We start from the raw sequence: 17,779 nt of genomic DNA, 5'->3' as shown, positions 1-17,779 counted from the left end.
ATGAGAAAAATCCCTTTCATAATCCTTCTTATTTGGAGTTATCAGGTGCAAGCCCAGAAAGCAAAATTACTTTGGTCTGATGAATTTGATCAAGATGGGTTGCCCAATCCTAAAAATTGGAGTTATAATGTTGGAGATCATGGATGGGGCAATGATGAATTAGAATATTACACGGAGGCAAATCTGGATAATGCGAGAGTAGAAAATGGTGTTTTAATTATTGAAGCAATCAAAGACCCTTCCTATCCAAAAGGATATACTTCAGCAAGATTGGTCACCAAAGGTAAAGCCTCTTGGAAATATGGCTATATAGAAGTCAAAGCTAAACTTCCAACAGGCAGGGGAACCTGGCCGGCCATCTGGATGCTGGCAGAAAAAAACATCCATGGGGGTTGGCCGGCAAATGGTGAAATTGACATCATGGAACATGTAGGATATGATCGGGGAAAGTGCATGGAACCGTTCATACAGAAGCATTTAACCATAAAATCGGCACCCAAAAAGGAAATTACTTGATGGTTGCTGATTTCGATTCTGAGTTCCATCTTTACGCCATCAATTGGACAAAAGAGAAAATCGATTTCTATATTGATCAACAACTCTATTTCTCATTTGAGAATTCTGGGGAGATTACAAGGAATGGCCTTTTGATCAACCCTTTCATTTGATTCTAAATATTGCTGTTGGTGGCGGATGGGGAGGTCAACAAGGAATTGACCCTACAATCTGGCCTCAGAAAATGGAGATTGATTATGTTCGGGTTTATAATAAGACCCCCTCAATTAAAAGTTTGAATTAAAAAATAGATTATGATTAACCCTGGTTTGAAAAAAGAAGATTTCAGGCAATAGCTATTATCTCGGTTCTTTTGCTTTTGATTTATGGTAAAAACTTAACTGAGAGGCAAGCTTTTAAAAGTATTAGCAAAACTTTTACAGAGGTTTATCAGGACCGCTTAGTAGTGGAAGGATATATTTTTGAAATATCAGATCGTCTTTTCTCCATACAAAAGTTGATCGACCACTGTAATCTTGATTACGACTACACTCGGGTAATCAATGAAATACAAGGTCATGAAGAAGGAATCATGGAGTTAATTGTGGATTTTGAACAAACCAATTTGACAGTTGAAGAATCTGATTATTTAATGGATTTCAAAAGAATAATAGAAAATGATCTAAATATCAAAAACTACGATCTTTTGTATACAGATTCCTCAGGAGTAAATGAAAAGCAGGTAAAATTATATGATAAAAAAATTGCCTTGGCTAAACAAGACCTGGAGAACTTGAGCAAAATCCAGATGAGTGAAGGGGAAAAATTAATCAGCAAAGCAAAAGTCCAAATTAACCGTTCCCAAATTTGGGCTCAATTCGAAGTTGCTTTGCTGATCATTCTAATTATTGTGATTTATATCTTCTTATTTAAAAGACCTAGTACCAATCAAGAAACGTTTTCTTAATTAATACATAAAGGTGTTTTGCAGGTAGGCAGCGTTTTTCTCTGCTGCTTCCATCGGAGTAGTATTTACAAAACGCTCTTGTTCTATAATAAAATATTCCATCCCCAGCGTTTTGGAATCTTTTACTATTTCTCCATAAGGGATTTCTCCTGAGCCAAATAAAACGCCTCTTTCTTCTCCATTTCCCTGATCAGCTTCTGCATCTTTTAAGTGGCATAACTTAAATCTTCCAGGGTATTTAGCCAGGTATTCTGCAGGATTTACTCCTGCCACATATACCCAATACATATCCATTTCAAAATCTACCAAAGCAGGGTCCGTGTTATCCATTAACACATCTTGGGGAAGTACTCCTTCCAACATTTCAAATGTATAATCATGGTTGTGATAGGCAAACTTCAACCCATGCGATTTTAAAGTCTCTCCCGCTTGATTAAATTTCTCTGCCATCATTTTATACTCATCAATGGTTTTCTGGGCCCCAATCCATGGGCAAATCAAATACTCCAAACCAGCCTCTTTGGCTTCTTCTGCTTGGGTATCTAGATTTTCAAAAACATTGGCATGGGAGGCTACCATTTGCACTCCAAGATCCGTAGTCAGGGTTTTAAATTCTGCTGGCTTCATCCCCCACAACACTCCTTTCCCTCCGTCAAAACCTTCAAATTGGGAATATCCAAAACTAGCCAATGCAGTCATGGTTGCTTTCGCGTCCGCTGCCATTTCGTCCTTTACGGAATAGAGCTGGATTCCAAAAGACTCCAGTTTTGATTTGGTCTCTTCAGGAGTTTCTAAGGCTACATTTTCTTCTTTTTTTGAGGGGGAACAAAACTGTAAAGGCATGAAGGCAGAGCCCACACCAAGCATTGCTCCCATTTTAATGAATTTTCTTCTAGGGTTGTTCATCATGTAAAAAGCCTGCCCCTTTTCTGGAGCAGGCATGATTGGAATTGTTTAAATATTATATCGCGTATGCTTTATCTCCTGGGTTATAAGGAATACAAGGATCGTATCTTCCAGGAACTTCAACATAATTCAATGCTTGGGTAGCACCAATTTCTGAAGTGAAATAACCTAGTACAGTTAGATCCTTCAACATGTAGATAATTTCAGGTTTTCTATCCCCACTGGCTTTGGCTGCTTCATACATCTTATTCAAATAAGCTGTTCTCTCCTCCGCAGTGGCCTCTACAAATGCTTTACCATATTCAGCTTTAAACTCTTTATTGATAGTATTTAATCCATCGACAAAAGTTTTCTGTTGGGTTGCATCATAACAATCCTTCACCATCATTACCATAAAGGAACCAATACCCACGGCTTTAGCGCCTGGAGTATCTGTGGTAGGGATAATGGTATCTCCAAGTTCATCGAGGAAAGCAATATCCTCTGGCATGAAATCAAGTCCTTCGATTTGATGCTCAGGAGTACAACCTGTGAGGATGGCGGTAGCACCTACCATTGTTCCTCCCATCATTAGGACAACGCTTTTCAATGCGTCTCTTCTATTCATAGTCATAGTTTCCGTCGTTTAAATTAGAGATTTCCTTTTTTCAATTCATCTACTGCAAATGCAGCCGCTCTGGCAGTCAAAGCCATGTAAGTAAGCGATGGGTTTACTGCGGCAGCTGAAGTCATACAAGCTCCATCAGTGACAAACACATTCTTCGCTTCCCATACCTGATTGTTTCCATTCAGTACAGAGGTTTTAGGATCTCTTCCCATTCTGGCAGTACCCATTTCGTGGATACCTTGACCGAAGGTATATCCTGCATCCCATTGGTTTACATTCTTAAATCCAGCAACTTCCAACATTTCAGCTGCATCAGCCATCATATCCTTACGCATTTTAAGTTCATTATCCTTAATCTCTGCATTCATGACCAAGGCTTCCATTCCCCACTTATCTTTCACTGTATCACTTAATTTGATGGTATTTTCATGATAAGGTAGAATTTCACCAAATGCGGTAATACCCATTGACCATGGTCCTGGTTTAGTAAGTGCTTCTTTTAATGGAGCTCCAAAATTGATTTCAGCTACATCCCTGCTCCAGCCACTTCGGCTAGCTCCTCCTTGATAACCAAAGCCTCTTAAGTAATCCCGCTTGTCTCCATTGACATTTCGGAATCTAGGTATATAAAGTCCAGTAGGCCTTCTTCCAAAGTAATATTTATCATCATACCCTTCCATCGTACCACTTGCACCAAGACGGAAATGGTGATCCATTACGTTATGCCCAAGCTCTCCGGAGCTACTTCCTAATCCTCCTGGCCAGATATCTGTAGCCGTTCTCATCAAGATCGCGGTGGAGTTAAATGCAGATGCACATAAGAACACCACTTTTGCATCATACTCGATGGTTTGATTGGTCTCTGCATCCAAAACCTCTACTCCAGTTGCTTTCTGAGTATCTTTATCATAGATCAATCTTCTTACAATTGACCATGGCCTTAAGGTTAAATTGCCAGTAGCATCTGCGGCTGGTAAAGTAGATGCCTGAGTACTAAAATAACCACCAAAAGGACAACCCAAAGAACACTTGTTTCTGTATTGACAGCCTGGTCTTCCGGGAAGTGGCTGGGTAATATTGGCAGGGCGGCCAATAGTCCAAGTTCTGGCTCCTTTATAATGTTCTTTAATTTTCGCAGCGGCATCTTTTTCGACACAGTTCATTGGCATAGGAGGCATAAATTCACCATCAGGCAATACATCTAAACCATCCTTAGAACCGGAAACTCCAGCAAACTTCTCTACATAGGAATACCAAGGTGCAATATCTTTGTACCGAATCGGCCAATCCACTGCAATTCCTTCTTTAGCATTTCCTTCAAAATCCAGGTCTGACCATCTGTAGGATTGTCTTCCCCAAAGGAGCGAACGACCTCCCACTTGATATCCTCTGAACCAGGTAAATGGCTTTTCCTCCACATAAGGAGATTCATCTTCATGCGCCCACCAATCCAAATTCAATTCATTCAGAACATAGTCCCTTCTCAAGTTTGGATGGTTTTCCAACTGCTCTTGAGTTCTTCTACCTCTATGTGGCACCTCCCAAGGTGGTAGGGTAGCCGATTTATAATCCTTAACATGTTCTACCATGGGACCTCGCTCCAATAGGAGCACCTTGAGGCCCTTTTCAGTAAGCTCTTTTGCAGCCCAACCTCCACTTATCCCGGAGCCAACTACAATTGCATCATATGCTTGATTTGCCATAAATATGGTTTTTGTTAGTTATTTGGTTTATACATCACAGATTGCAACTCCCTCTGCAAGGGAGGCCATTTTATCTTCTTTTTTGGGTATGAATTCATGTGAAACATATCCGTCAAAGCCAGTTTCATAGATGGCTCTCATTACTGCTGGGTAATTTATTTCCTGATCATCACCAAGTTCATTCCTACCAGGATTTCCTGCGGTATGATAATGACCAAAATATTGATGATAATCTCTAATGTTTCTGATCAAATCTCCCTCATCTATCTGCATGTGGTAAATGTCAAACAACAATTTAAAATTAGGACTATCCAATCTTTTACATAACTCTACTCCAAAAGCAGATTTGTCGCAGAGGTAATCTTTATGATTTATTTTACTGTTTAACAATTCCATTTGGATCATTACCCCATGCTTTTCCGCTAATGGCAAGATTCTTTCCAATCCTTTTTGACAATTTTTTAAACCGGTTTCATCATCCATCCCTCTTCTGTTACCAGAAAAACAAATTAGATTTTTATAACCTGCTTCTGCCACCATTGGAATCATTTTGGTATAATTCTCCACCAATTGGTCATGGTATTTTTCTTCTCCAAACCCTTCCGTCAAACTTATTTCAGCACCATTACACATGGATGAATCCAAGCCATGTTTCTTTAGGGTATCCCATCCGTTTGGTCCTATTAGGTCCACACCTTTGATTCCAATTTTCTTTACTTCTACACAAAAATCTTCTAAACTATAATCACGAAAACACCAATGACATACTCCGTGATTGATATTTCCTTTTAAAGCTTTGGGCTCTTGTTTCATTTCAAAGGATGATAGGGAGCCAAATGCGGCACCACCCAGAATTATTTTTGAAAGAATCTCTTCTTCCGTTGTCAATAGGTTTGGTCATTTTGAATTATTGTAAGGGTTGAACTCGCTCTTTCTTAAAAAGTGCCATGAAAAGTAACAAAACCATTACAGAAATACCAGAAGGAATCAACCAAATTGACTTCCAATCGTGATTCCCCGCCAAATCTGCATAATTCTCAGAAATCAAACCAGCAATCCAAAACCCTATCAGCATCCCAACACCATATGTAGCCAATGTAATCATCCCTTGAGCTGAGGATTTGTATTTTTCCCCTGCATGGGAGTCGGTATAAATCTGTCCACTTACAAAAAAGAAATCATAACAAATCCCATGTAAAGCAATCCCAATTAACAACATCCAAACTCCTGATTCTGCATCCCCAAAGGCAAATAAGAAATACCTTACAGCCCAGGCAAACATACCCAACATCAAGGTTTTTTCACTCCAAACTTGGAGAAGAAAAAGGGAAGAGCCAACATAAACAAGACCTCAGAAACCTGACCTAATGCCATTTTTCCTGTAGAGTTTTCTAAACCAATCTCAGTTAAAAATGGACTTGTATTCTGATAATAAAATGCCAGGGGGATGCAAATCAGAATAGAACAAACAAAGAAGATTGCAAAATTCTTATGCTTCAACAGGGACAAAGCGTCTAATCCTAAGGCCTTTGAAATCTCAAATGGACCCGAGTCTTTTCCTTTCGGAGGTGTTTTTGGGAGTGAAAAACTATAAACTCCTAGAAGAATTGACATTGCCGAAGCCATTAAAAAGGTGTTTCCAAGCATACCCTGGCTCAATCCTTCTTGGCTATCCCAACCTAAAAAACTGATCATAAAGCCTGCCGTAATCCATCCTACGGTACCCCAAACTCGAATGACAGAAAACTCTTTTTCAGGGTTGGACATTTGATTAAATGAGATGGAATTTACCAACGCTAAAGTTGGCATAAACAATATCATATAGCCCAAGAGAATCGGGAAAAAGAGGCCAAAGTCACTGGTCTTGTAAAGCCAAAACATCAATATTCCTCCAAGAATATGAATGAGCCCTAAGATTTTCTCTGCATTGAAATACCTGTCGGCAATCATTCCAACAATAAAGGGAGCAATGATGGCTCCGAATGATTGGGTAGAAAAAGCTAATGAAATCTCCGAGTCTTTTGCCTGTAAATTCGTTCCTAGGAAAGTTCCTAATGTCACAAACCATGCCCCCCAAATAAAAAATTCTAAAAACATCATAAAAGAAAGCTGAAACTTGGTCTTGAGTATCATTTGAGAAAGTTTGGGGATAAACGGGTTGATTCTATTTGAAAGGGAATTTTAAAGTTTTGGCAATTTGCTGTATTTTAAGCCCCCGATTGATAAATCAAACATCGGGTTAAAATGGGGATTATTAACAGCCATTCATAACTCGATGAGGCAATTAATCAATTAATGGATCGCCTCAATTAAAGTATCAAGGAATTTCAGCATTTAATCAATTATTTCAAAAAGTTAAACCCTCAAATAAACGCTCTTTTACCCATGTCAACAACAAAAAAACTTAAACTTGGATTAGTCGGAGGAGGCCCCGGATCATTTATTGGTGCTATTCATTTAAATGGAGCATTGATGGACGGAATGTTTGAACTTGCCGCAGGTGCATTCAGTTCAGACCCTGAAAAGTCCAGGATTCGTGGAGAGGAATTAATGCTTCCTTCCAATCGGGTGTATGGGAGTTATGATGAGATGTTTGAAAAGGAGTTAGAACTTCCTGAATCTGAAAGAATTGATGTGGTATGTATTGTCACTCCTAACAATGTGCATTTTGACCCAACTGTAAAAGCACTGAAACATGGATTCCATGTCGCTCTAGATAAACCCTTGACTTTAAATTACCAAGAAGCTAAGGAGCTTTATAAGGCAGTTAAAGCTTCTGACAAATTTTTCCTGCTTACCCACACGTATTCTGGATATCCAATGATCAAACAAGCCAAGCAAATGATTGCAGAAGGCCAAATTGGAGAAGTAAGAAAAGTATATGTGGAATATCCACAAGGATGGCTTTGGAAATTGCTTGAATCAGAAGAAAACAAACAAGCTGCCTGGAGAACAGACCCAACAAAAAATGGATTAGCAGGTTGTATGGGTGATATCGGAACGCATGCGTTCCATATGGCTGAATACATTACTGGACTAAAAGTCAGTCAACTTTGTGCAGACCTATACATTAAAGTTGAGGGCAGACCAATTGATGATGATGGAGTTGTTTTGATGAGATTTGAAAACGGAGCTTCTGGGGTGTTGATGGCTTCACAGACCGATACGGGAGCAGAAAATAATTTAAAAGTTCGTATCTATGGGGAAAAAGGCGGTTTAGAATGGGAACAAGAGCTTAACAACTCTCTTCTTGTTCGTTGGCCAGACCAACCGGATCAATTCTATAGGGCTGGCACAGGCTATTTAGGATCTTTGGCGAATGAAAATACCCGAACTCCAGCAGGTCATCCTGAGGGATATGTCGAAGCCTTTGCTAACTTGTACCGAAATTTCGCTAGATGCATTTATGCTCAACAGAAAGGAGAAACTCCTAAACCTGAATGGGAGGATTTCCCAGGAATAGAAGACGGAATCAGAGGAATGGCCTTCATTGATCATGTTTTAAAAAGCAATAAATCAGATCAAAAATGGACTCCATTCATCGTTGAAAAATAAAATTAAGTAAACTCAAAAATTCAAACCTTCACCCAAGTCTTTCTTCATAAAACATCCTGACTTGGAAAAAAACCAAATTTGATAATGAAAACTATAAAAGGACCCGCCATTTTTCTTGCACAATTTGCAGACGACAAGGCTCCATTTAACAATCTTGAAAACATTTGTAACTGGGTAGCAGGCCTAGGATACAAAGGCGTTCAAATCCCTACTTGGGATAGTCGTTTAATCGATCTTCAAAAAGCTGCTGAAAGTAAAACTTATGCCGAAGAGGTAAAAGGAATCGTTGAGGATGCAGGAATGCAAATCACAGAACTATCTACTCACCTTCAAGGACAATTGGTGGCAGTTCATCCTGCTTACAATGAATTATTTGATGGTTTTGCACCAGCAGAGTTAAAAGGAAATCTTCAAGGGAAGACTGAATGGGCAATCCAACAGTTGAAGTATGCAGCGAAAGCTTCCCAAAACATGGGATTAACGGCTCACGCAACTTTCAGTGGAGCCTTAATGTGGCATACCGTTTACCCTTGGCCTCAAAGACCAGCTGGATTGGTCGACACAGGCTTTGGAGAGCTCGCAAAAAGATGGACTCCAATTTTGGATGAGTTTGATGCAAACGGCGTGGACGTTTGTTATGAGCTTCACCCAGGAGAAGACCTTCATGACGGAGTGACTTTTGAAATGTTCTTAGACAAAGTCAATGGACATAAAAGAGCTAATATCCTCTATGACCCAAGTCACTTTGTCCTGCAATGTTTAGACTATCTGCAATTCATTGATTTTTACCATGAAAGAATCAAAATGTTTCATGTGAAAGATGCTGAATTTAATCCTACCGGTAAGCAAGGTGTCTATGGAGGTTTCCAAGGTTGGGTAGAGAGAGCTGGACGTTTCCGTTCTTTAGGAGATGGACAAGTGGATTTTGCTGGTATCTTTAGCAAACTTTCTCAATACGATTTTGATGGATGGGCCGTTCTCGAGTGGGAATGTGCAATCAAACACCCTGAGCAAGGAGCTGCCGAGGGAGCACCATTTATCGATTCACATATTATCAGAGTTACAGAAAAAGCATTTGATGATTTCGCAGGTGTAGGAGCCGACGAAGCATTTAATAAGAAAATTTTAGGAATTTAAATACTCATATTAATTATATAAAAATGAAAATCACAAAACCGTTAAACCTTGGACTTGCCGCATTGGCAGGATTGGCATTTGCTTGTGGTGGTGGAGAAAAGTCAACTGAAACTTCAACTACTGCAGTTACTGAAACAAAACCAGCTGAGCCGGCACAAGAAATGAGCCTGGAAGATAAGTACAAGGATGACCCTATCTACGTCAAAGGAATCGCGAAGGTCAAAGCTTCTGATTGTACCTCTTGCCATATGGTTGAAAGAAAAATTGTTGGTCCTTCTTATGCAGATGTCGCAGCAAAATACGAGAGCACTGATGAAAATATCACCATGCTTGCTGAAAAAGTAATTGCTGGCGGTGTAGGCACTTGGGGAGAAGTTCCAATGCCTCCTCACCCTAATTTGAGTCTTGAGGATGCAAAAGACATGGTTGCTTATGTTCTTTTGCTAAAATAATTCAAGAATGAAGAAAACCTATTTAGCAATTGCTGCACTTGCAGGAATCTTAGCCTCTTGTTCAGGAGAAAAAACTGTAGAAACCGAAGCTATAGAGACAACTGAAGCTCAAGAAGAAACATCTGAATGGATTTCCTTATCCGACGGTGCCACCTTTGATGGCTGGCATAAATATGGAGGAGGAGAAGTTGGGAAAGCCTGGAAAATTGATGAAGAAGGAGCGATATACCTAGACGCAGTCAACAAAGATGGCTGGCAAACTGGAGATGGTGGTGACATCGTAACGGATGAGGAGTATGATAATTTCCACTTCAAATACGACTGGAAAATAGCTCAGAATGGAAATAGTGGCGTCATGTTTTATGTTCATGAGGCACCAGAATACCAGTATCCTTGGAACACAGGTCCAGAAATGCAGGTGTTGGACAACGAAGGGCATCCAGATGCTAAGATCATTAGCCATAGAGCAGGTGATTTATATGACTTAATCGTAAGTAGCGAAGAGACTGTCAAACCATATGGTGAATGGAATCACGCTGAAATTATTGCTGATCATGGCAAACTTGAGCTAATCCTCAATGGAACAACTGTGGTAAGCACTACCCTTTGGACTCCGGAGTGGGAAGCACTCATTGCTGACAGTAAATTCAAAGATATGCCAGGCTTTGGCACTTTTAAGAAAGGACGAATAGCCTTGCAAGATCATGGAGACCTTGTTTATTTCAAGAACCTCCTAATCAAAAAGCTATAACCTAAAAAAGCTCCCAAATTAAGTTTGGGAGCTTTTTTTATAACCTAGTCACGTTATCCTTTTTGATGTATGCTTTTTGATTTTTCCATTCCACTTCATACCAAATATCTTTACTGGATTTAATTTTTACTCGGTGACCAGGCTCTACTCGATCCACCAGTTCCCCGCCAGCTGTAGGCTTAGAAACAATCATGGTGGGACTTTGGGTAATTAATGCTGTTTTCGGAGCCTTCAAAAAGTTATTCGCAACAAAAATCAAAACGATCAATAGTAGCGAAGGCCAGTAAGCTCTGGATCCTGAAGCCCCTTTATTATTGGTCCATAATAAAATTAGGGATATCAGTAGGAATACACTCAATAGCCCCACCATGATTTCCTGATACTCCACTAAAAACAAAATAAATCGCTCGGAATCACTTACCTCATAGCCTACTAGGTTACTCTGTCCTGTCAGGCTTTTGATCTTAGTAATGGTCTGTGTGTTTGGACTAAGATCGTAATATTTACTCAGATAAAGTGTGGCATGTTCTTTATCTCCTATCCCCTCAGAAATGAAGGACATTTTCAGTAACATCGCAGGGGAATAAATTCCTAGTTGGTAGTTTTCCTGGTAAATTTCCATCGCTTCCTTGTAACTTCTTTGTTGAAACAAAGAATCTGCTATTTCTATACCTTTCACATCTGCCTGACAATTAAAGCTTTGCAAAAGGAAGATAAAAAATATGAAAAGTTTTGTGAGAAAGATTGAATTAGGGTTTGGCATTTATAAATCAGTAGCTTAAATTTGCAGTCCAATTACGACAATGATCTGGCAAAAAGCAAGGCTAGGGAGTCAATTTGAAAGTATAAAAATCACATTTTGGTGGTTAAAATTTCTGAAATAATTCAGACAACATGATTCCGTAGCTCAGCTGGTAGAGCAATACACTTTTAATGTATGGGTCCTGGGTTCGAGCCCCAGCGGGATCACTTCTAATTGAAATCAATGGGTAGGGCGAGAAGCCTGTCCCGATAAGCAAAGCGATATCGGGAAGCCCCAGCGGGATCACTTGATTTAACTTGCAAGGAGTTAAAACGTATTTGAGTTCATAAAAAAGTTTCGGGGTGTAGCGTAGCCCGGTATCGCGCCACATTTGGGATGTGGAGGTCGTAGGTTCGAATCCTGCCACCCCGACTTTATTTACCTTTAATTATCATTTGATAATTAAATTTTATCCAGGTCCTGTAGCTCAACTGGATAGAGCAACTGCCTTCTAAGCAGTAGGTTTCAGGTTCGAGTCCTGACAGGATCACTTTATAAGCGGAATCACGTTCCGCTTTTTATTTATAGATATTACAAGCATTTGTTGCCATGATTTCATCAGGTACCAATAAAAATGATTCCGTAGCTCAGCTGGTAGAGCAATACACTTTTAATGTATGGGTCCTGGGTTCGAGCCCCAGCGGGATCACTTGATTTGAAAACAATGGGTAAGGCGAGAAGCCTGTCCCGATAAGCAAAGCGATATCGGGAAGCCCCAGCGGGATCACTCTAAAAATCTAGTCGCTTTGGCTAGATTTTTTTGGTTAAATCAACATTTTCCAGGTCTTGTAGCTCAACTGGATAGAGCAACTGCCTTCTAAGCAGTAGGTTTCAGGTTCGAGTCCTGACAGGATCACAAGCAAGCAATCTTTAGGATTGCTTTTTTTGTTTCCAGCCTAACCAAATCGTCACTTGGTTCATGGATTTTCTCTTGCGAATTCATGGATTTATGTAGAATGTTGGATTATGAAAAATTTGCTGGCATTTCTACCTTTGATCCTATTTCTTTCTTCCTGCTCCCAAACGGTTTCAGACGAACACTTTTACGATCCGGGGATATCTCTGGAACTGGCAAAATATAGAAAGCAGCAGATATCAGACCTGCAATACACTTTGGATTTCTCTATCCCCAATGGAAAAGACGCTCCTATCCAATCAGAATTACAGTTAAGTCTATCCCTTTCTAATCTTGAGCATCCGCTGATTCTGGACTTTAATGAAAAGTCAGAAAACATCCAATCTATTTCAGTTAATGGAAATAGCAGTCCAATTGTTCATCAACAGGAGCATATAATAATTGATCCCAAATTCCTAAAATCAGGCATCAATCAAATCACCATTGAGTTTATTGCTGGAAACCTTTCTCTGAACCGAAATGAGGATTTTCTCTATACATTATTAGTACCTGACAGGGCTAGTACCTTATATCCCTGTTTCGACCAGCCAGACTTAAAAGGAAGGTACACGTTAAGCATTACAGCCCCCAAGGAATGGGAAGTACTTGCAGGCGCTCCAGAGGTTAATAGTGCTCAAGAAGGAGCTTATATTAGACATGAGTTTAGCCCTACAGACCTAATGAGCACTTACCTATTCTCCTTCGTGGCAGGTGAGTTCAAAACCGCTAATACCTCGGAAGCTTTTCCCCAAAAGATGCTATACAGGGAAACCAATCCTGAAAAAATTGAGTCAAGTATTCCAGAAGTATTTGAGCTCCATCGTAAATCCAAAGAGTTTCTAGAGGAGTATACTGCTTATCCTTTCCCTTTTCAAAAGTTAGATTTCGCCACCATCCCTATTTTCCAATATGGAGGAATGGAACATGTTGGAGCAATCCAATACAGGGAGTCGGCTTTATTTCTGGATGGGAATGCCACCGACTCTGAATTGCTCAGCCGGGCAAAATTAATTGGTCACGAAACCGCGCATATGTGGTTTGGGGATTTGGTTTCCATCGAGTGGTTTAATGATGTTTGGATGAAAGAAGTATTTGCCGGATTCATGGCAGGAAAAATAGCAAACCCTAACTACCCCAAAATAAACCACGATCTGGCATTTTTGACTTCAAACTATCCCGCAGCATACGGAGAAGACAGAACAGCAGGAACCAATCCTATTAGGCAAAATTTGCCAAACCTGAAAGATGCGGGTTCTCTTTATGGCAGTATCATCTATAGCAAAGCTCCTATTATGATGAGACAGCTCGAAACAGCCATGGGAGAAGAAGCATTTCAAAAAGGAATTCAAGCCTATATTAAATCCTTTGCCAATGGCAATGCCAATTGGAATGACCTCGTCAGTTTATTAGACCAAGAGACTCCCTTAGACCTTCAAAAATGGAGTGACATTTGGGTGAATCAATCAGGGAGACCGCTTATCACAGAACAAATTTCCTTTGCCCAGGACGGCACTATTTCCAATCTTTCCATTTCTCAACAAGCGGAGGATGGATCCAATAAACTTTGGCCCCAGTTGTTTGACATTACCTTAGTTTACCCAGATCGTCAAATAACTATTCCGGTTTCCATTGAAGGTAAAAACTTGGTAATTGAGGAAGCTAAAGGTCTTGAAAAACCTGAGACCATCCTATATAACAGCAACGGTCTTGGCTATGGAGTATTCCCTCTTGACCAGAAAGCCACCTTTCGATATGCTCAGCTTCAAGATGAAGTCATGAGAGCCCATGCATATATCAACCTTTATGAAAACACCCTATTAGGAAATATACCTGCTGAAAATGCCTTAAATGTCATAAGAGAAGGGATAGCAAGGGAGCAAAATGAAATCCTAATGAGATTATTGTCCGCCGAAGCTAACAGTCTCTTCTGGACCTACCTACCTGAAAACTCTAGAACACAGATTTTATCTGAATTTGAAAGCCAAATCTGGGACCTTTTACAATCAGACTTAGACTCCAACATCAAAAAAAGCTTATTCACATTATATAGTGGAATTGCATATTCTAAATTAGGGACTGAAAAACTTTATAGTATTTGGCATCAGGATCAAGAGATTCAAAACTTAAAGTTGAACCCAGACAACTATACAAGTTTGGCGATGACGTTGGCACTATATAAGCATCCAGATTCAGAGGCTATTTTAGAAGAGGAGAGGGCTAGAATTTCCAATCCAGATAAACTCAACCGATTTGACTTTTTGAGACCTGCTTTATCCCAAAATCCGGAAGAAAGGGATCAGTTATTTGAGACTTTTAAAGATGCAAAAAACCGAGAAAAAGAATCATGGGTTCTGGCTGCTTGTGGGTACATCCATCACCCATTACACCAAGAACATAGTGTAAAGTACGTCCCTCTCTCTTTAGGACTATTGGAGGAAATTCAGAAAACTGGTGATATATTTTTCCCAAAAGGTGGATCAGCAGTACTGTGGGCCAATACAATTCTGAGCAAGCTGCAAATGATGTTAAAAACTTTCTAAATGAACACCCAGACTTTAATCCTATTTTAAAAAATAAAATCCTTCAGGCAACCGACGATCTAATGCGTGTGCAGAAAATTGCTGGCAAGAAGTAGCGATTAAAAATCCAGGGATCCAGGTGCTTAAAATGCCCGTTTTGCCTGATTTTCTTTTTCGCTTCTTCCAAGGCTTTGATGGCAGGAATCATTCTCTTGAAATGCCTGATTAAATAATCTACTCGTAAGCTTTCCGAAGGCATCACTAATAACTCAAGCTCCTCTTCCAACTTTAAACCTACTTTGTGAGCATAGGTAAAAGAAGTGGTGGTCTCTGGATCAACTTCTACTTGATGATTTAATAAATAAAGCATCTCTTTTAGGTAAAATAGAAATTCGAAGTATTGGACATTTGTGAGATTAGGGTCATCTACAAGGTATTCCACCTCACCTCCTGCGTACAACTTATCTTCCATTGGATTTTGAAAATCTTTGATTTTAAAAGCCTTCAATCCAATGGTTCTTATATCCAGTCTCCCATCATCATAACGATGATGAATTGCCTCTAGCTTTACTTCTGTGCCAAAGCCTGTTAATTTATCATTATAAACACAAATCCCAAAAGTCTGATCATGCTCACTGATATCGGAAATCAGTTGCCTATACCTAGGTTCAAAAATATGAAGATTGAGTTCTTCACCGGGAAATGCAACTAACTTTAAGGGAAATAAGGGCATTATCATAGCTTTCCTTTTTTAGGATAAACGCAACAAAACACCTAGATAGTTTTATTCTAAAAGTATTTTAACAAAAAAGCCGGTCTAGGACCGGCTCTTATAATTATTTAGAAGCAATGAATGCTAACAAGTCAACAACTTTATTGGAATAACCCCATTCGTTGTCATACCAAGAAACAACTTTCACGAAAGTGTCAGAAAGCTGGATACCAGCTCCTGCATCGAATATAGAAGTTCTTGAATCACCAATAAAGTCATTGGAAACTACTTGATCTTCAGTGTAACCTAAAACTCCTTTCATAGTAGTTTCAGATGCTTCTTTCATTTTCGCACAGATTTCCTCATAGGTAGCAGCTTTCTTCAATCTAACAGTCAAATCCACCACAGAAACATCTGGAGTTGGAACTCTAAATGCCATACCTGTCAACTTACCGTTCAATTCAGGGATTACTTTACCTACTGCTTTAGCAGCACCAGTAGAGGAAGGAATAATGTTTTGACCTGCTCCACGTCCACCTCTCCAGTCTTTTGCAGAAGGTCCATCTACAGTTTTCTGAGTTGCAGTAGTCGCATGGACGGTAGTCATCAAACCTTCTTCAATTCCGAAGTTGTCATTCAATACTTTTGCGATTGGAGCAAGACAGTTTGTGGTACAAGATGCATTGGATACGAATACCATATCAGAATTGTAGGCATCCTCATTTACACCCATTACAAACATAGGAGTATCATCTTTAGAAGGAGCTGACATGATTACTTTCTTTGCACCGGCATCAATATGGCCTTGGGCAGTTTCTTTGGTCAAGAATAAACCAGTAGATTCTACTACATAATCTGCACCTACTTCATCCCACTTAAGGTTGGCAGGGCTTCTCTCAGAGGTCACTCTGATTGCATTACCATTTACTACCAATTTACCATCTACTACTTCTACAGTACCTTTGAATTGGCCATGAGTGGAGTCATACTTCAGCATGTATGCCATGTAATCCACATCAATCAGGTCATTGATACCTACTACCTGGATATCATCTCTTTCCTGGGCCACTCTAAAAACTAGTCGACCGATTCTTCCGAATCCATTAATTCCAACTTTAATTTTGCTCATAATTTATATTGATTAGCGTATAGGTTTGATTTTTCAAACATTCCCCCTCAGGCATGCCTCTTTTGGCTAAAAGTGGCTGAGGGAGGGCTAAGTTATTATAAATAATTGGCTAGCCCAAACAGATTGCTTACCAAGGAAAACAGAAAGCCCACATTTTGAAAATCAATCGATTTCGGAGCCACAATTATTTTTACAAAACAGGTAGAAAAACCCACTATTGGAAGAATTGGCTATTTTCGGGTAAAGACTTCCCATTATGTTTGCAAAAGCCATCCAAGAAGTAGCTGGATTTACAAGAGCCATTCACTCTATTTCTAGAAATTTCAATTCCCATCAAGTTCAACGTGGCTCTGCCACCTTATTTTTTGTCAATGAGCAAGGATATGCATTGACCTGCAAACACGTAGCTCAATGGCTTTCGCAAGCAGACCAGATCAACAAGGTATATACCCAGTATTTAAAAGGGAATCATGATGGTCAACAAACCAAGCAATTGGCCTATCAACTGGGGTTAGCCAATGATAAAACCGCCGAAATGAGAGTAACTTTTGTGGACTGTGTAGACCACATCAAAAACTTGAAAATCCACACTCATCCCGAATACGATTTGGCTTTGATCAAATTTGACGGATTTGATAAAAAATTATTCACAAACACTCCACAGTTTTTAAAAGATACTCAATCGATACACCCCGGAGAAATGCTCTGCAGGTTAGGCTTTCCTTTTCCAGAGTTTTCCAATTTCCAGCTCAACTTGGAACAAAACATTTTGGAATGGATTAGTACCGGGAATGCGCGATCACCCCGATTTCCTATTGAAGGTATGGTCACCCGGTTTTTGGGAGACAATCAAGGGAAAGTTTATGGAATTGAAATGAGCACTCCTGGGCTAAGAGGACAAAGTGGGGGACCACTTTTTGACAAAGAGGGAAGGATCATTGGTATGCAAAGCCGTACCAAACATTTACACCTGGGATTTGATATTGAGGACAAATCTATCCTTGTACGCGGAAAAGAAAAGAAAATTAATGATTACTCTTTTATCCATTTAGGAGAATGTATTCATGTGGCTGTCATCAAGGAATTTCTCAAGAAGCATCAGGTCAATTTCGAGGAGGGATAAAAAAAGCCCCGATTAAGTATAATCAG

The 17,779-nt window shown here is 39.7% G+C and carries 14 protein-coding genes, 5 tRNA genes and 2 pseudogenes; 13 read left to right on the top strand and 8 right to left on the bottom strand.

What is annotated here, in order from left to right; genetic code table 11:
- A pseudogene (locus V8V91_RS20495) lies at window positions 1-799 on the top strand (family 16 glycosylhydrolase).
- A gap of 48 nt (window positions 800-847) precedes the next feature.
- On the top strand, window positions 848-1,462 hold the full coding sequence (locus V8V91_RS20490; RefSeq protein ID WP_373400765.1) for a hypothetical protein: 615 nt from the start codon (window positions 848-850) through the stop codon (window positions 1,460-1,462).
- Here V8V91_RS20490 and V8V91_RS20485 read toward each other — a convergent pair whose 3' ends face one another.
- The 5 genes and pseudogenes from V8V91_RS20485 to V8V91_RS20465 form a co-directional block, all read right to left on the bottom strand.
- Window positions 1,463-2,404 carry a sugar phosphate isomerase/epimerase family protein gene (locus V8V91_RS20485; protein WP_373396974.1) on the bottom strand — a complete coding sequence of 314 codons (942 nt, stop codon included), beginning with the start codon at window positions 2,402-2,404 and terminating at the stop codon, window positions 1,463-1,465.
- 19 nt (window positions 2,405-2,423) lie between these two features.
- Window positions 2,424-2,981 carry a gluconate 2-dehydrogenase subunit 3 family protein gene (locus tag V8V91_RS20480; protein ID WP_373396973.1) on the bottom strand — a complete coding sequence of 186 codons (558 nt, stop codon included), beginning with the start codon at window positions 2,979-2,981 and terminating at the stop codon, window positions 2,424-2,426.
- A gap of 17 nt (window positions 2,982-2,998) precedes the next feature.
- Complete coding sequence (locus V8V91_RS20475; RefSeq protein WP_074222853.1) at window positions 2,999-4,678, bottom strand: GMC oxidoreductase; 1,680 nt, start codon at window positions 4,676-4,678, stop codon at window positions 2,999-3,001.
- Window positions 4,679-4,705: 27 nt separating this feature from the next.
- Window positions 4,706-5,491: a hydroxypyruvate isomerase family protein gene (locus tag V8V91_RS20470; RefSeq protein WP_373400764.1), complete on the bottom strand. Its 786-nt coding sequence runs from the start codon at window positions 5,489-5,491 to the stop codon at window positions 4,706-4,708.
- Between the two features lie 94 nt (window positions 5,492-5,585).
- A pseudogene (locus V8V91_RS20465) lies at window positions 5,586-6,811 on the bottom strand (nucleoside permease).
- A gap of 252 nt (window positions 6,812-7,063) precedes the next feature.
- Between V8V91_RS20465 and V8V91_RS20460 the strand changes: the two are divergent.
- The 4 genes from V8V91_RS20460 to V8V91_RS20445 all read left to right on the top strand — a co-directional run bounded on the left by V8V91_RS20460 (window position 7,064) and on the right by V8V91_RS20445 (window position 10,573).
- Entirely contained in the window at window positions 7,064-8,233 is a 1,170-nt protein-coding gene (locus V8V91_RS20460) for a Gfo/Idh/MocA family protein (protein ID WP_373396971.1), read from the top strand.
- Between the two features lie 84 nt (window positions 8,234-8,317).
- A complete protein-coding gene (locus V8V91_RS20455) occupies window positions 8,318-9,370 on the top strand; it encodes a sugar phosphate isomerase/epimerase (protein WP_074222849.1) in 1,053 nt (350 codons plus the stop codon).
- 23 nt (window positions 9,371-9,393) lie between these two features.
- Window positions 9,394-9,822 carry a c-type cytochrome gene (locus V8V91_RS20450; RefSeq protein WP_373396970.1) on the top strand — a complete coding sequence of 143 codons (429 nt, stop codon included), beginning with the start codon at window positions 9,394-9,396 and terminating at the stop codon, window positions 9,820-9,822.
- A gap of 7 nt (window positions 9,823-9,829) precedes the next feature.
- A complete protein-coding gene (locus V8V91_RS20445) occupies window positions 9,830-10,573 on the top strand; it encodes a DUF1080 domain-containing protein (protein WP_373396969.1) in 744 nt (247 codons plus the stop codon).
- 37 nt (window positions 10,574-10,610) lie between these two features.
- On the opposite strand, the gene V8V91_RS20440 is transcribed toward V8V91_RS20445, so the two are convergent.
- Window positions 10,611-11,252, bottom strand: a complete 642-nt coding sequence (locus V8V91_RS20440) for an SH3 domain-containing protein (protein WP_317045198.1) — start codon at window positions 11,250-11,252, stop codon at window positions 10,611-10,613.
- 217 nt (window positions 11,253-11,469) lie between these two features.
- Here V8V91_RS20440 and V8V91_RS20435 point away from each other — a divergent pair.
- From V8V91_RS20435 to V8V91_RS20410, 6 genes are all read left to right on the top strand, one after another.
- A tRNA-Lys gene (locus V8V91_RS20435) sits at window positions 11,470-11,542 on the top strand.
- Window positions 11,543-11,673: 131 nt separating this feature from the next.
- Window positions 11,674-11,747: transfer RNA gene (locus V8V91_RS20430), tRNA-Pro, on the top strand.
- A gap of 44 nt (window positions 11,748-11,791) precedes the next feature.
- Window positions 11,792-11,865, top strand: a tRNA-Arg gene (locus tag V8V91_RS20425).
- Window positions 11,866-11,951: 86 nt separating this feature from the next.
- A tRNA-Lys gene (locus tag V8V91_RS20420) sits at window positions 11,952-12,024 on the top strand.
- Between the two features lie 133 nt (window positions 12,025-12,157).
- Window positions 12,158-12,231: transfer RNA gene (locus tag V8V91_RS20415), tRNA-Arg, on the top strand.
- A 110-nt stretch (window positions 12,232-12,341) separates the two neighbouring features.
- The gene (locus tag V8V91_RS20410; protein ID WP_373396968.1) at window positions 12,342-14,810 is read left to right on the top strand and encodes a M1 family metallopeptidase; all 2,469 of its coding nucleotides are present in this window, start codon (window positions 12,342-12,344) and stop codon (window positions 14,808-14,810) included.
- A gap of 43 nt (window positions 14,811-14,853) precedes the next feature.
- Here the strand turns inward: V8V91_RS20410 and V8V91_RS20405 are convergent, their stop codons facing one another.
- Window positions 14,854-15,522 (bottom strand): LON peptidase substrate-binding domain-containing protein, encoded by a 669-nt coding sequence (locus V8V91_RS20405; protein ID WP_373396966.1) that lies wholly within the window; start codon window positions 15,520-15,522, stop codon window positions 14,854-14,856.
- A 103-nt stretch (window positions 15,523-15,625) separates the two neighbouring features.
- Window positions 15,626-16,630 (bottom strand): type I glyceraldehyde-3-phosphate dehydrogenase, encoded by a 1,005-nt coding sequence (gene gap, locus V8V91_RS20400; RefSeq protein ID WP_373396964.1) that lies wholly within the window; start codon window positions 16,628-16,630, stop codon window positions 15,626-15,628.
- 256 nt (window positions 16,631-16,886) lie between these two features.
- Here gap and V8V91_RS20395 point away from each other — a divergent pair, with 256 nt between their 5' ends.
- Window positions 16,887-17,753: a serine protease gene (locus tag V8V91_RS20395; RefSeq protein WP_373396963.1), complete on the top strand. Its 867-nt coding sequence runs from the start codon at window positions 16,887-16,889 to the stop codon at window positions 17,751-17,753.
- Window positions 17,754-17,779: the final 26 nt, after the last annotated feature.

Origin of the sequence: Algoriphagus halophilus, from assembly GCF_041729275.1 — a bacterium.
GTDB classification, from domain to species: Bacteria; Bacteroidota; Bacteroidia; order Cytophagales; family Cyclobacteriaceae; genus Algoriphagus; species Algoriphagus halophilus_A.
The sequence above is the reverse complement of the archived record's forward strand: the minus strand, read 5'-3'. Positions and strand labels throughout refer to the sequence as shown.

Bases quoted from the DNA above. Each gene is read 5' to 3' on its own strand.
- V8V91_RS20485 (WP_373396974.1), bottom strand. From the start codon at position 2,404: ATGCCTGCTCCAGAAAAGGGGCAGGCTTTTTACATGATGAACAACCCT.
- V8V91_RS20480 (WP_373396973.1), bottom strand. From the start codon at position 2,981: ATGACTATGAATAGAAGAGACGCATTGAAAAGCGTTGTCCTAATGATG.
- V8V91_RS20475 (WP_074222853.1), bottom strand. From the start codon at position 4,678: ATGGCAAATCAAGCATATGATGCAATTGTAGTTGGCTCCGGGATAAGT.
- V8V91_RS20470 (WP_373400764.1), bottom strand. From the start codon at position 5,491: ATGAAACAAGAGCCCAAAGCTTTAAAAGGAAATATCAATCACGGAGTA.
- V8V91_RS20460 (WP_373396971.1), top strand. From the start codon at position 7,064: ATGTCAACAACAAAAAAACTTAAACTTGGATTAGTCGGAGGAGGCCCC.
- V8V91_RS20455 (WP_074222849.1), top strand. From the start codon at position 8,318: ATGAAAACTATAAAAGGACCCGCCATTTTTCTTGCACAATTTGCAGAC.
- V8V91_RS20450 (WP_373396970.1), top strand. From the start codon at position 9,394: ATGAAAATCACAAAACCGTTAAACCTTGGACTTGCCGCATTGGCAGGA.
- V8V91_RS20445 (WP_373396969.1), top strand. From the start codon at position 9,830: ATGAAGAAAACCTATTTAGCAATTGCTGCACTTGCAGGAATCTTAGCC.
- V8V91_RS20410 (WP_373396968.1), top strand. From the start codon at position 12,342: ATGAAAAATTTGCTGGCATTTCTACCTTTGATCCTATTTCTTTCTTCC.
- V8V91_RS20405 (WP_373396966.1), bottom strand. From the start codon at position 15,522: ATGCCCTTATTTCCCTTAAAGTTAGTTGCATTTCCCGGTGAAGAACTC.
- gap (WP_373396964.1), bottom strand. From the start codon at position 16,630: ATGAGCAAAATTAAAGTTGGAATTAATGGATTCGGAAGAATCGGTCGA.
- V8V91_RS20395 (WP_373396963.1), top strand. From the start codon at position 16,887: ATGTTTGCAAAAGCCATCCAAGAAGTAGCTGGATTTACAAGAGCCATT.